Annotated in this window: 7 protein-coding genes, 2 tRNA genes and 3 rRNA genes; 2 read left to right on the top strand and 10 right to left on the bottom strand. The window is 50.4% G+C overall.

Annotated elements, in window-relative coordinates; genetic code table 11:
• Window positions 1–505 precede the first annotated feature (505 nt).
• The 6 genes from rrf to GQ52_RS05435 all read right to left on the bottom strand — a co-directional run bounded on the left by rrf (window position 506) and on the right by GQ52_RS05435 (window position 6,675).
• A 5S ribosomal RNA gene (gene rrf, locus GQ52_RS05460) occupies window positions 506–619 on the bottom strand.
• Between the two features lie 207 nt (window positions 620–826).
• Window positions 827–3,711, bottom strand: a 23S ribosomal RNA gene (locus GQ52_RS05455).
• A gap of 393 nt (window positions 3,712–4,104) precedes the next feature.
• Window positions 4,105–4,180: transfer RNA gene (locus GQ52_RS05450), tRNA-Ala, on the bottom strand.
• Window positions 4,181–4,189: 9 nt separating this feature from the next.
• Window positions 4,190–4,266: transfer RNA gene (locus GQ52_RS05445), tRNA-Ile, on the bottom strand.
• An 86-nt stretch (window positions 4,267–4,352) separates the two neighbouring features.
• Window positions 4,353–5,891: ribosomal RNA gene (locus GQ52_RS05440) — 16S ribosomal RNA — on the bottom strand.
• The 16S, 23S and 5S rRNA genes sit together here with 2 tRNA genes alongside, the layout of an rRNA operon.
• A gap of 460 nt (window positions 5,892–6,351) precedes the next feature.
• Window positions 6,352–6,675: a cupin domain-containing protein gene (locus tag GQ52_RS05435; RefSeq protein ID WP_047515749.1), complete on the bottom strand. Its 324-nt coding sequence runs from the start codon at window positions 6,673–6,675 to the stop codon at window positions 6,352–6,354.
• 100 nt (window positions 6,676–6,775) lie between these two features.
• Between GQ52_RS05435 and GQ52_RS05430 the strand changes: the two genes are divergently transcribed.
• Both GQ52_RS05430 and GQ52_RS05425 read left to right on the top strand, forming a co-directional pair.
• Window positions 6,776–7,732 (top strand): L-threonylcarbamoyladenylate synthase, encoded by a 957-nt coding sequence (locus GQ52_RS05430; protein WP_047515747.1) that lies wholly within the window; start codon window positions 6,776–6,778, stop codon window positions 7,730–7,732.
• 72 nt (window positions 7,733–7,804) lie between these two features.
• Window positions 7,805–8,167: a hypothetical protein gene (locus GQ52_RS05425; protein ID WP_019880599.1), complete on the top strand. Its 363-nt coding sequence runs from the start codon at window positions 7,805–7,807 to the stop codon at window positions 8,165–8,167.
• Between the two features lie 68 nt (window positions 8,168–8,235).
• Here GQ52_RS05425 and GQ52_RS05420 read toward each other — a convergent pair whose 3' ends face one another.
• The 4 genes from GQ52_RS05420 to GQ52_RS05405 all read right to left on the bottom strand — a co-directional run bounded on the left by GQ52_RS05420 (window position 8,236) and on the right by GQ52_RS05405 (window position 13,541).
• Window positions 8,236–8,469 (bottom strand): hypothetical protein, encoded by a 234-nt coding sequence (locus GQ52_RS05420; protein WP_024930103.1) that lies wholly within the window; start codon window positions 8,467–8,469, stop codon window positions 8,236–8,238.
• 195 nt (window positions 8,470–8,664) lie between these two features.
• A complete protein-coding gene (locus GQ52_RS05415; RefSeq protein WP_047515745.1) occupies window positions 8,665–10,131 on the bottom strand; it encodes a TolC family protein in 1,467 nt (488 codons plus the stop codon).
• The gene (locus GQ52_RS05410) at window positions 10,128–12,251 is read right to left on the bottom strand and encodes a peptidase domain-containing ABC transporter (RefSeq protein WP_047515743.1); all 2,124 of its coding nucleotides are present in this window, start codon (window positions 12,249–12,251) and stop codon (window positions 10,128–10,130) included. The genes GQ52_RS05415 and GQ52_RS05410 overlap by 4 nt, the downstream gene beginning before the upstream one ends.
• A gap of 21 nt (window positions 12,252–12,272) precedes the next feature.
• On the bottom strand, window positions 12,273–13,541 hold the full coding sequence (locus GQ52_RS05405; RefSeq protein WP_047515741.1) for an HlyD family secretion protein: 1,269 nt from the start codon (window positions 13,539–13,541) through the stop codon (window positions 12,273–12,275).
• Window positions 13,542–13,626: the final 85 nt, after the last annotated feature.

The following is a 13,626-nucleotide window of genomic DNA, read 5'->3' as shown; positions in this document are numbered from 1 at the left end:
CCTAACTATTACTTTTTACCTCAATTAAGAGGCGGTATTCGATTCGCTTATATCTCAAATTCATTTCAAGGTATGTGTGTAAAAAACACTGTACATACTTGTCATAAATCTAAGTGTAAAGCATTTGTATTTTCTGAGTTTCTACGCATTAAATGCGCTTCACTCAACTACAAACACCCACACTTATCAGTCATCCTAATTTTTAAAGAACAGTCAGCTTCTAAGCCGTTTTCGTTACCGTTATTTCGTAACGAGGTGCGCATTATACAGAGGTTTTTTACTTCGTCAACAACTTTTATTTCGTTATTAACAGGCCTCTTTAAGATGTCACTTTTTACTTCTTTGCTTCAATTTAACTTATCGTTTTCTTGAAGCGAGCCGCGCATTTTACAGCGCTGGAGATTTTCGTCAAGCAAAAAATTAAACAATTTCTACTGAGAAAATCACTGGCTTACACTAATAAGCAAAAGCCCTCGACCAAATTGGCCGAGGGCTTGTATAGGGAGCTTGGGGATGACCTACTTTCGCATACGAAGAGTACACTATCATTGGCGCAAGTTCGTTTCACGGCCCTGTTCGAGATGGGAAGGGGTGGTTCCAAACCGCTATTGTCCCCAAACATAACTGGTAATGTTATGCATGGTGCTGAGTTTTTGCTCAGCCTGCTTTAACAAATTGGAAGAAGTAAAGGATGCAAGCGTTTTACGCTTGTTTTCAATGGGATTAGGGTATGAAACAACTTGTGTTTCTTATTTCTAGATGATTGCCAAATCATATTGCTTTGAACTACACCTTGCTTAGATTTTAGTCTAAGTTTTAAGGTTATAGGATCAAGCCTCACGAGCAATTAGTATCAGTTAGCTTAATGCATTACTGCACTTCCACACCTGACCTATCAACGTCCTGGTCTTGAACGACTCTTTAGCTGGCTTAAAGCCAGAGGCAAGTCTCATCTCGAGGCGAGTTTCACGCTTAGATGCTTTCAGCGTTTATCTCTTCCGCACTTAGCTACCCAGCTATACCATTGGCATGATAACTGGTCCACCAGAGGTGCGTCCACTCCGGTCCTCTCGTACTAGGAGCAGGTCCCCTCAAACTTGCAGCGCCCACGGCAGATAGGGACCAAACTGTCTCACGACGTTTTAAACCCAGCTCACGTACCACTTTAAATGGCGAACAGCCATACCCTTGGGACCGGCTACAGCCCCAGGATGTGATGAGCCGACATCGAGGTGCCAAACTCCCCCGTCGATATGAACTCTTGGGAGGAATCAGCCTGTTATCCCCAGAGTACCTTTTATCCGTTGAGCGATGGCCCTTCCATACAGAACCACCGGATCACTATGACCTGCTTTCGCACCTGCTCGACCTGTCCGTCTCGCAGTCAAGCAACCTTATGCCATTGCACTATCAGTACGATTTCCGACCGTACCTAGGTTACCTTCGCACTCCTCCGTTACTCTTTGGGAGGAGACCGCCCCAGTCAAACTGCCTACCATACACGGTCCCCAGTCCGGATTACGGACCTAGGTTAGAACCTCAACAACATCAGGGTGGTATTTCAAGGTTGACTCCACGAAATCTAGCGACTCCGCTTCAACGTCTCCCACCTATCCTACACAAATCTTGTCAAAGTCCAATGTAAAGCTGCAGTAAAGGTTCATGGGGTCTTTCCGTCTAGCCGCGGGGAGATTGCATCTTCACAAACATTTCAACTTCGCTGAGTCCCGAGAGGAGACAGTGTGGCCATCGTTACGCCATTCGTGCGGGTCGGAACTTACCCGACAAGGAATTTCGCTACCTTAGGACCGTTATAGTTACGGCCGCCGTTTACTGGGACTTCAATCAAGAGCTTGCACCCCATCATTTAATCTTCCAGCACCGGGCAGGCGTCACACCCTATACGTCCACTTTCGTGTTTGCAGAGTGCTGTGTTTTTATTAAACAGTCGCAGCCACCTTTTCACTGCAACCCCATCGTGCTTCGAGAGTAAATCTCTACACACTACCGGGGCGCACCTTCTCCCGAAGTTACGGTGCTAATTTGCCGAGTTCCTTCTCCCGGGTTCTCTCAAGCGCCTTAGAATTCTCATCCTGCCCACCTGTGTCGGTTTGCGGTACGGTCTTATACAACTGAAGCTTAGTGGCTTTTCTTGGAAGCATGGTATCAATCACTTCGTCTGCAAGCAGACTCGTTATCACGTCTCAGTCTTAGCTCTCCGGATTTGCCTAAAGAACCAACCTACACGCTTGAACCGGGACATCCAACACCCGGCTGACCTAACCTTCTCCGTCCCCACATCGCATTGTATAGAGGTACAGGAATATTAACCTGTTTCCCATCAGCTACGCATCTCTGCCTCACCTTAGGGGCCGACTCACCCTGCGCCGATGAACGTTGCGCAGGAAACCTTGGGCTTTCGGCGAGGGAGCTTTTCACTCCCTTTATCGCTACTCATGTCAGCATTCGCACTTCTGATACCTCCAGCATGCCTCACAGCACACCTTCGCAGGCCTACAGAACGCTCTCCTACCATGCCATATAAATATGGCATCCGAAGCTTCGGTTACGTGCTTAGCCCCGTTACATCTTCCGCGCAGGACGACTCGACCAGTGAGCTATTACGCTTTCTTTAAATGATGGCTGCTTCTAAGCCAACATCCTGGCTGTCTATGCCTTCCCACTTCGTTTTCCACTTAGCACGTCATTTGGGACCTTAGCTGTCGGTCTGGGTTGTTTCCCTCTTGACCACGGACGTTAGCACCCATGGTCTGTCTCCCGTAATTGCATTTCTCAGTATTCGGAGTTTGCAATGGTTTGGTAAGTTCTTATGAACCCCCTAGCCATAACAGTGCTCTACCCCCGAGAATGATATACGAGGCACTACCTAAATAGTTTTCGGAGAGAACCAGCTATCTCCAAGTTTGTTTAGCCTTTCACCCCTATCCACAGCTCATCCCCAAATTTTTCAACATTTGTGGGTTCGGACCTCCAGTACCTGTTACGGCACCTTCATCCTGGCCATGGATAGATCACTTGGTTTCGGGTCTACACCCAGCGACTGATTCGCCCTATTCGGACTCGATTTCTCTACGCCTCCCCTATCGGTTAAGCTTGCCACTGAATGTAAGTCGCTGACCCATTATACAAAAGGTACGCAGTCACCCCTTACGAGGCTCCCACTGTTTGTATGCATACGGTTTCAGGATCTATTTCACTCCCCTCCCGGGGTTCTTTTCGCCTTTCCCTCACGGTACTTGTTCACTATCGGTCGATATCGAGTATTTAGCCTTGGAGGATGGTCCCCCCATGTTCAGACAAGGTTTCTCGTGCCCCGCCCTACTTTTCGTTACCCTAGTTCCACAAACGGGATTTCGTATACGGGACTATCACCCACTACGGTCGGACTTTCCATTCCGTTCTACTATCGCGTCTGCTAAAAATAACAGGCTGTTCCATGTTCGCTCGCCACTACTTACGGAATCTCGGTTGATTTCTTTTCCTCGAGTTACTTAGATGTTTCAGTTCACTCGGTTCGCTTTACTCTTCCTATATATTCAGAAGAGAATGACCTTACGGCCGGGTTTCCCCATTCGGACATCTCCGGATCAAAGCTTATTTGCCAGCTCCCCGAAGCTTTTCGCAGGCTATCACGTCCTTCATCGCCTGATATCGCCAAGGCATCCACCATATGCACTTATTCACTTGACCCTATAACGTTAAAACCTAAACCCTTTTTAAATCTAGATTTCGTCGTGCATGAGACACGCGTTACAGGTAATTCTAAAGCACTATCAAACCTCGTTAGATTCGCTTAAATTATCAATCACTCAATAACCTAAACTTCTCAACTTGCGTTTAATATTTATGATTTTGCAATCAATCGATATTATTTCCGGTTAAAAAATAATATCGCCCATTGAATATAAGTTGTCATCACACAACCTATATTCCTTTACTTCTTCCATTTTGTTAAAGAGCAGTCTTAGTAGTTAAACTAATGTTTAAAAACCAGAAGCAAACATTTAATCAAACTTCAATTAATAACGCTTGCTTCTAATCTCTAATTCACAACAAAGCTTTATATATCCAAACCACAATCGGTGGTGGAGGATAACGGGATCGAACCGTTGACCCCCTGCTTGCAAAGCAGGTGCTCTCCCAGCTGAGCTAATCCCCCAATATTCGGTGGTGGGTCTGGTTGGGCTCGAACCAACGACCCCCGCCTTATCAAGACGGTGCTCTAACCAGCTGAGCTACAGACCCTAAGGCGGTTTGCCTAAATCTTTGTTGCTGCTTAATTTTAGATGACTGATAAGAGTGAATGCTTGAAGCCGAGTGATCTTCTCTAGAAAGGAGGTGATCCAGCCGCACCTTCCGATACGGCTACCTTGTTACGACTTCACCCCAGTCATGAATACTACCGTGGTAATCGTCCCCCTTGCGGTTAGACTAACTACTTCTGGTAAAACCCACTCCCATGGTGTGACGGGCGGTGTGTACAAGGCCCGGGAACGTATTCACCGCGACATGCTGATCCGCGATTACTAGCGATTCCGACTTCATGCTCTCGAGTTGCAGAGAACAATCCGGACTACGATCGGCTTTCTGAGATTAGCTCCCCCTCGCGGGTTGGCAACTCTCTGTACCGACCATTGTATTACGTGTGAAGCCCTGGCCATAAGGGCCATGAGGACTTGACGTCATCCCCACCTTCCTCCGGTTTGTCACCGGCAGTCCCATTAAAGTGCCCAACTAAATGATGGCAATTAATGGCAAGGGTTGCGCTCGTTGCGGGACTTAACCCAACATCTCACGACACGAGCTGACGACAGCCATGCAGCACCTGTGTCCACTTTCCCTTTCGGGCACCTAATGCATCTCTGCTTCGTTAGTGGCATGTCAAGGCCAGGTAAGGTTTTTCGCGTTGCATCGAATTAATCCACATAATCCACCGCTTGTGCGGGCCCCCGTCAATTCCTTTGAGTTTTAATCTTGCGACCGTACTCCCCAGGCGGTCTACTTCACGCGTTAGCTGCGTTACTCATGGATTTTACTCCACCAACAACTAGTAGACATCGTTTAGGGCGTGGACTACCAGGGTATCTAATCCTGTTTGCTCCCCACGCTTTCGTGCATGAGCGTCAATATTATCCCAGGGGGCTGCCTTCGCCATTGGTATTCCTCCACATCTCTACGCATTTCACTGCTACACGTGGAATTCTACCCCCCTCTGACATATTCTAGTCTTGTAGTTTCAAACGCAGTTCCCAAGTTGAGCTCGGGGATTTCACATCTGACTTACAAAACCGCCTGCGCACGCTTTACGCCCAGTAATTCCGATTAACGCTCGCACCCTACGTATTACCGCGGCTGCTGGCACGTAGTTAGCCGGTGCTTCTTATCAAGGTACCGTCAGCCTCACACTTTATTAGAATGTAAGTTTTCTTCCCTTGCGAAAGAGCTTTACAACCCGAAGGCCTTCTTCACTCACGCGGAATGGCTGGATCAGGCTTTCGCCCATTGTCCAAAATTCCCCACTGCTGCCTCCCGTAGGAGTCTGGACCGTGTCTCAGTTCCAGTGTGGCTGGTCGTCCTCTCAGACCAGCTACTGATCGTCGCCTTGGTAGGCCATTACCCCACCAACTAGCTAATCAGATATCGGCCGCTCTTATAACGTAAGGTCCGAAGATCCCCTACTTTCCCCCTCAGGGCGTATGCGGTATTAGCTAATCTTTCGACTAGTTATCCCCCATTACAAGGTACGTTCCGATATATTACTCACCCGTTCGCCACTAATCCCCCTAGCAAGCTAAGGTTCATCGTTCGACTTGCATGTGTAAAGCATTCCGCCAGCGTTCAATCTGAGCCAGGATCAAACTCTTCAGTTTAATTCCTAACTATTACTTTTTACCTCAATTAAGAGGCGGTATTCGATTCGCTTATATCTCAAATTCATTTCAAGGTATGTGTGTAAAAAACACTGTACATACTTGTCATAAATCTAAGTGTAAAGCATTTGTATTTTCTGAGTTTCTACGCATTAAATGCGCTTCACTCAACTACAAACACCCACACTTATCAGTCATCCTAATTTTTAAAGAACAGTCAGCTTCTAAGCCGTTTTCGTTACCGTTATTTCGTAACGAGGTGCGCATTATACAGAGGTTTTTTACTTCGTCAACAGCAATTTAAACACTCGTTTCAAATTACTATCAACTCACCCCGCTAAAGGCACTTCCTGATAACTAAACATGTCGTTTCGTTTAAGGAAGCCGCGCATTCTACAGCGATGGGGATTGCGGTCAACCCCCCATTCGCCACTATTACAATTCTGTTACAAATTGATGATTATTTCTTGAAAGCTGCTTTGAGTCGCAACCAGGTTTGCGTCAAGACATTGCCATCCAGATGATAATGCTTATGCAAAGGCTGCTTCACTTCCCAACTGACTTTAAGCCCCGCCGGGAAGGTGACGAAGTCACCCTTGCCAAAACTCGCAGGTGCGCCACCTATCGGGGTGACCACACATTCGCCTTCTAATATATATGCCTGCTCTTGCTCATGGAATGTCCAGTCAAAAACAGACACCTCTTTTTGCCAGGTGGGCCACTTGGCAACACCAAGCTCCTTTAATTGTGTTTCGGCAGGATTATGTTGAACTTGAATTTGCATCTTGCTGCTCCTTAGACTGAAGCGCGCATTTTATAGGAAGCGATGCTGTAGTACGCATGGTTTTCGATAGTAAAATAGAATTTTTACAAAATCAGAGTGCATGATGCGTATCAGCCCGGCGAAGGCGATTGAACTGTTAAAGCGTGGTGAGGTGGTCGCCATCCCTACAGAAACGGTATATGGATTGGCGGCTGATGCACGCAACGAATTGGCGATTGCCAAAATATATGCGACGAAACAGCGCCCGGCCAATAACCCGCTGATTGTCCATATTGCCAGCGCGGCGCAAGTAACTGACTGGGCAAGTGAGTTTCCGCCATTGGCGCAACAACTGGCACAAGCATTCTGGCCAGGACCGTTGACATTAGTATTACCAGCGCGCGCTGAGGTATCGCAAACCGTACGTGCTGGCGAACCAACCGTGGCCTTGCGCGTGCCGGCACACCCTGTGGCGCTTGCCCTGCTACACGACAGCGGCCTGGGGCTGGCTGCCCCGTCTGCCAATAAATATACACAGTTAAGCCCCACTACGGCCGAGCATGTGGAGTCAGGCCTGGGCCATGATATTCCGGTATTAGATGGCGGTGCCTGCCAGGTGGGAATCGAGTCAACCATTGTCAGCGTGCACGGAGACGAATGGCAATTATTGCGCCCAGGCATGATAGAAACTGCGGCGATCGCCGCGATTGCAGGCAAACCGGCCACCCAGCAAGCGGCGCAAACGCCGAAGGTCCCCGGACAGCATTTGCTGCATTATTCGCCACGCACGCCGTGCCTGCTATTTGCATCAATCCCAGCCATGTTGCGCTATGCCCAAACCAGACCAGCCGCCGCTGCTTTATTATTTGGCAATGCTGAACAAGTGACAGATAAAGATGTTTATCTGCCGAAAGACCCTGCGCAGGCGGCAGAACAACTCTACGCCGCACTACATACACTGGACGCCGCACAAGCGGAGGTTATCCTGATTGAATCGCCACCCGCCACTCCAGAATGGGACGCCTTGCGTGACCGCTTGCAGCGTGCGGCCTACCATCCACACGACCAAAACGATTGAGTCTGTGAGGCATGACTGGCACAATATGGTGCATATTTATTTATAGCCTCTTATTAGAACAAGATACACACAATGAAAAACACCTATCAACATTTGATGATCGCTGCCGTCTCTGCCTTGTTATTTGGCTGCGCCAGCTTTGAGTTTCCCAGCATGTTTGACAAAGGCACCAAGGAAGTGCCGCGTTACGGCAAAGAAGCTATTCATTACCAATGCGAGAATTATCAGTCTTTTGGCCTGAAACTATCCGCAAACGGTGACGAAGCCTGGGTCATGCTGCCTGACCATGAAATTGGCCTGGCGAGAGATGCGAGTGATAAGCAGCTTTATCACTACGGCACCATGGATTTGCGCCTGAACGGCGAGCAAACCACGCTGGATGACAGCGATCATTTGCATCTCAAAAACTGTAAACCTGCTGAGACCAAAAAGTAAGTAGCTTTTGGCACAAAAAAAGCCCTGCAAAAGCAGGGCAAATACATCGGAGGGGAAAACCGAGTCTGTTAAATGCTGACCAAGCCGCCAAACAGGCCAAGCACGGTACCTAAAATTGGACCGACCAATGGAATCGCTGACAGCGTACTGACCAAGCCGTTGACAGTACCGCCGGTAGAACCGGTCGCACCGCCCAGCAAACCACCCAACAACGGAATGCCACCCAGCAAACCGGACAGGTCGAAGCCCGCACCGCCAGAAACCGCTTCAACTTCAACCTTTTTCAAGCTTTGAATTGCCATTTACTTCTCCTCATTTGCGTTATTAATGTACCCCGTCTAACCCATGCAGCCCTTGACGACTGCACCGTTAACCAGCGCCCACCATCACCTTGATTCAAGGTAATCCAGGCGGTGACATCCCTGCATAACAGCAACATCACAGCGACACCATATTAACTAATATTAACAATTACGTAAACAAGTTAATAATATTGATCAAGGTTCAACAATGGCCCACAAACCAACATTGCCCATATTGGCAGCAAGCTTCAATCTGGCTGCACGCAAAGCCGCCAGCGACTTGATATGCTGCTGCCTGGCACCGGAGACCGCATTTTGCGCATTCAACAACTCAATCATATTGCCCACCCCGGCCTGATAACGCCCTTGCGCGACCTTGAATGCCTCTTGTGCGTGACGTATAAGCTCCTCCGTCGCACGCAGATTTTCACGCTCTGACATCAAGGCGTGATAGCTTTTCCAGACCTCCAGCGAGACCTGCTGCATGATGCGATTCAGCTCAGCCACGCGGGTTTGACGCTCAGCCTCGGCGGACTGTACCTGATAACTGCGCGAAAACCCTTCAAATAAAGGCATATTCAGCTGCAAGCCGATGGTGGCCGTCGTTGAATAGACATTACTGGCCGGAAAGTTTGCCAGTTGCTGATAACCCATCTGATCCGAACGACTCAATTCAGTATTGAAGTTTAGTGTTGGCAAGCCTTCTGCCCGCACGCCTTTAATATTTTCTTCGGCAGCCAGCACTTTTGCTTTCGCGGCAAGAATAGCCGGATGCGATTCTGTGGCCTGCTGGATCAGCACATCCACCCGGTTAAGAAAATCCGCCTGTTCCAGCGGTTGGCTGCGTTTTAACAACTGAAAGGGGGTGTTGGCCATTAAACCCATGGCGGCAGACAAAGTGCCGTGGGCATTTTTCAGGTCGCCTTCGGCTTTAATTCTGTCCAGCCTGGCTTGGGCGTAAGCCGTTTGCGCCTGTAACTGGTCGGTGAGCAAACCCACACCTGCCTTGAATTTGGCTGTCGCAGCTGCCAGACTCTCCTTGGCCAATGACTCCGCATCCTCAAAAGCGGTCAAGGTAGCCTGCGTGGTCAAATTGTCAAAATAGGCCTGGGCCGCAGTGATAAATACCTCTTGTAAAGCAGCATCATGCGCAGCATTGGCGGCGTTTAATAGGGCCTGCGCCTGCCCCAGCTTGGCAGCGCGCTGCCCCAGGTCCGCTAGCAACCAGCTCAAGCGCAAACTGGCCGTGCGATTGGTGATGTTATTGTCCTGGTCAAGCGAAGAAAATAATGAGTTTTCAACGTGATTTCTCACTTTGGCCGCACCTGCCGTGACATTGACGCGCGGTAAATAATTGGACTTTTGTACCGCCACTTGCGCGGCCTGCGCTTTAGCAATGGACCAGGCCTCCGCGCTACGTGGACTATTACACAAAGCCTGCTCAACCACATCAAGCAGTGTCAGCGGCCGTTGCGGCAAGGCCGCGGCACAGGGGGCCAATTCAGATTCAGCCGCCGTCGTGAGCATTTCTTTGGCCGGGCTACCGGCGACACGCCCCTGAAACTCGGTAAAGTCGGTCAGCTGCAACGCCATGGCGCTGGCTGGCAGCAAGACTCCCAACGCCCAACATAATGACAACGCCAGGCGCAGAGATACATTCATGCGCCTGCCACCGCCGTCATATGGACTTTGCCCGCCGCCATCACAATCACGCGCTTGGCTGAAGCGATGGTCTCCGGCCGGTGCGCGATAATCACGCGTGTCATATCGAGCGCCTGTATGGCCTGGTTGACCATCGATTCACGCGCCACATCCAGGTGACTGGTCGCTTCGTCGAGGAACAGGATTTTGGGCCTTTTATATAGTGCGCGCGCCAGCAGGATACGTTGTTTTTGTCCGCCAGACAGCGCTGCGCCCATATCGCCGATCAGGGTATTAAAGCCCATGGGCATGGCGGCAATTTCTTCATAGACTGCCGCCTTGCGCGCGCACTCTTCCACCCACGCCAGATCAACCTGCTGATCGAAAAACGCAATATTGTCAGCAATCGAGCCTGCAAACAGCGCATCGTCCTGCATCACCGTACCGACCATATTGCGCAGATGCGACAAGCCCAATTTGGACAACGGTTGCCCGCCCACCAATATCTGCCCCTCTTTAAAAGGGCGCAGCCCGAGCATAATGCTCATCAAAGTTGACTTACCGCAACCGGAAGGGCCGACAATGGCCACCGACTCCCCTTCTGCAATCTCCAGGTCAACACCATCCAGCACCCAGGGCTCGCCATCGGCATAACGGTAACGCAGGCCCTGAATCACAATATTGGCAGGCAATTTCCCAATCTCCTGCTTGCTCATGGTATCCACAACTTCAGGCTCTTGCTCGGCCAGGGCAATATCCGCCAGGCGCTCACCTTGCAAATGCAACATACGCATCTCAACCATGCGGTCAATCAGGCCGCTCACACGCGTCACAAACTGGTCTTTATAGGCAATAAAAGCCAGCAAAACCCCAATCGTGAACGCACCATCCATCACCAGTTTGGCCCCCAGCCAGATAATGAGGATACGTTCCACACCGAACAACAAACCATTCAGCAAACGATACATCACCTGCAACTTTTGCGTACGTAAGTCAGCATTCACTTGCTCGACAAACAAGCCTAACCAGCTATTCCTGCGCTCATCTAATCGCTGAAATAATTTAAGCGCACGCACACCGCGCACGGTTTCAATAAAATGGGTTTGCTGTTTGGCGGCATGCACAATTTGCTCTTCGGTCGCATTGCGCAAGGGCCGGAACCAGGCCCAGCGCCCGAGGCCATACAACAGCATGGCACCGATGGCGATCCAGGCCATGGTCGGGCTATACAAAAACATCATGGCCAAGGTCGCCACCGTCAAGACACCATCCAGGATGGCTTCGACAAAGGTGCTGGTCAGCGTATGCTGGATTTGATCAATAGCGCCAAAGCGCGACACCACATCCCCCAGATGCCGCTTTTCAAAAAAGTCGACCGGCAAGCGGATCAAGTGCGCAAATAAATTGGCCCGCCATTGCACATTGAGCGTGGTAGACATATGCATGATGACCCAGGCGCGCACCGTGCTAATGGCCTGCTGCATAAAAACCAGTAGGCCAAAGCCAAGTGCCAGCGTGGTGAGCAAATCCCGGTCTGCCGACACCAGCGCATGGTCAACGACCCATTGCATATAAAACGGCGACACCAGCGCAAACACCTCCAACGCCAGCGCTAACAGCAACACCTGCCCAAGCGAACGGTAAAGACCGGTGACATGCCCCATCATGTCGCGCAATTTCACGCTTTGCTTAAAGGTCACCTGCTTGAAACCAGGATTCGGCCACAACTCCAATGCCACGCCAGTGAATGCGGCAGAGACTTCATCAAAGCTCAATTTGCGTATGCCCATGGCCGGGTCATGAATCACCACATGGCGCGCACCCACCTCTTTCAACACCACAAAGTGGTTGAAATTCCAGTGCAAAATGCACGGCCGACGCAAATCTTTAAGATCTTCGAGCTCCAGCTTGACCGGGCGCGTAGTAAAACCCACGGCTTGCGCCATGCCCATCAAGTGGCTGAGAGTCGTGCCTTTGATTGAGATAAGGAACAATCGGCGCATGGTCGCCAGATCGGTACGAAAACCATGGTAATTCGACACCATAACCAGGCAGGCCAAGCCGCACTCGCTGGCCTCGGTTTGTAGCGTGATGGGCAGTGTACGCCCCAAGCCAAACGACAGCTGACTAAGAAAAGACATGACTCACTTTCATTTCCATGGCTACAGCTTGCCAGTCAAACTGATTAATGGCTCCAGCACCCACTCATACAAGCGCCGACGCTCGAGCATGACGTCAGCATCCAGCAACATGCCTGGCTGCAAAGGCTGCTTGACGCCATAAGCGACGATGGCTTGCTGGTCTAGCACGACTGAAATACGGTAATAAGGCTCGTTGTTTTGATTATTGCCAGACGGATTGCCCATGGTAAAAATCTCACTGGCTGGCAACGCCGTCCTGGAGACTGACACCACTCGACCGATGGCCTGGCCAAATTTCTGGTAGGGGTACGCCTGGTAACGCAAACGCACCGGCACACCAGGCCGCACAAACCCCACGGCACGGCTGGGCGCAAACAACTGTGCTTCCAGCCTGGCACCGCGCGGCACAATACTCAGCAGCGGCCGGCTACCTTCGACCGCCATCCCGACACTGGCAACCACTGCCGTTGCCGTGCCGGACTCGGGCGCGCGAATCACCAGGCGGCGCTTGGCTTCGCTTTCTGTCAGCTGTTGATTGACACTGGACACACTGCGCTCCAGCTGCGCAATCTGGTTTTGATGCTTGGCGCGTACGCTGGACAACTCATCCTGACGGGCAAGCACATCGCGTTGCATGCGTACCTGCTCGCGTGCCATGGACTCTAACCGCGAAGACTGCTCTATCCAGTCTTCTTGTTTTTGCTGCGTTTGCTCACGTGAAATATAGTTTTTTTCCAGCAACCCCTGGTAGCGTTGGTAGGCCTCTTCGCTCAATGTCACGCGCGTCTGCTGCGCTTTATATTGTGCTGCCAGCCGGGTCAGCTCTTCCTGGATACCTAGCAGGCGTGACTGCAATGCCTGTTGTTCGTCATGCTGTTGCAGCCGGGTTTTGACGATCTCATCCCGTAAAGATTGCCGTTGTTGCGTGTGTTGCGCACTGATGGATGCCTGCACAGAGCCCTGCCCATCAGAGTAACGCTCACTGGACAATACAAACAGAATATCGCCTTGTTTGACCAACTGCCCTTCCTGCACTTTTCTTTCAACCACTAGCCCTAATTGCGGCGCATAGACTTTCAGCAAGCCAGTTTCTGGCACCAACTGCCCCATGACCGTACTGCGCTTGGTATACGTCGCACACGCCATAAACAGCACCACAATCACCGCAAAAACGATGGCCAGACCGGTAAGCAACAGGTAACTGACAGGACGCACCAGTAGGATAGTGCCCAGCCAATGGTTTTTTTGTGCGTTGAGCGCAGCGTGACGGAATAAAGGCTGATTGGCCATGACGGTAGATGCCAGCAATGGCGATTACACTCGGTAAATTTGGATAATATTTATTAACAAACCATCGGATTATAGGGGTCAGGCA

This window comes from Methylophilus sp. Q8 (assembly GCF_000800115.1).
Classification (GTDB): Bacteria; Pseudomonadota; Gammaproteobacteria; order Burkholderiales; family Methylophilaceae; genus Methylophilus.
Note: the sequence above shows the minus strand (reverse complement) of the source record. Positions and strands in the feature narration are given on the sequence as shown.

Bases quoted from the DNA above. Each gene is read 5' to 3' on its own strand.
- GQ52_RS05435 (WP_047515749.1), bottom strand. From the start codon at position 6,675: ATGCAAATTCAAGTTCAACATAATCCTGCCGAAACACAATTAAAGGAG.
- GQ52_RS05430 (WP_047515747.1), top strand. From the start codon at position 6,776: ATGATGCGTATCAGCCCGGCGAAGGCGATTGAACTGTTAAAGCGTGGT.
- GQ52_RS05425 (WP_019880599.1), top strand. From the start codon at position 7,805: ATGAAAAACACCTATCAACATTTGATGATCGCTGCCGTCTCTGCCTTG.
- GQ52_RS05420 (WP_024930103.1), bottom strand. From the start codon at position 8,469: ATGGCAATTCAAAGCTTGAAAAAGGTTGAAGTTGAAGCGGTTTCTGGC.
- GQ52_RS05415 (WP_047515745.1), bottom strand. From the start codon at position 10,131: ATGAATGTATCTCTGCGCCTGGCGTTGTCATTATGTTGGGCGTTGGGA.
- GQ52_RS05410 (WP_047515743.1), bottom strand. From the start codon at position 12,251: ATGTCTTTTCTTAGTCAGCTGTCGTTTGGCTTGGGGCGTACACTGCCC.
- GQ52_RS05405 (WP_047515741.1), bottom strand. From the start codon at position 13,541: ATGGCCAATCAGCCTTTATTCCGTCACGCTGCGCTCAACGCACAAAAA.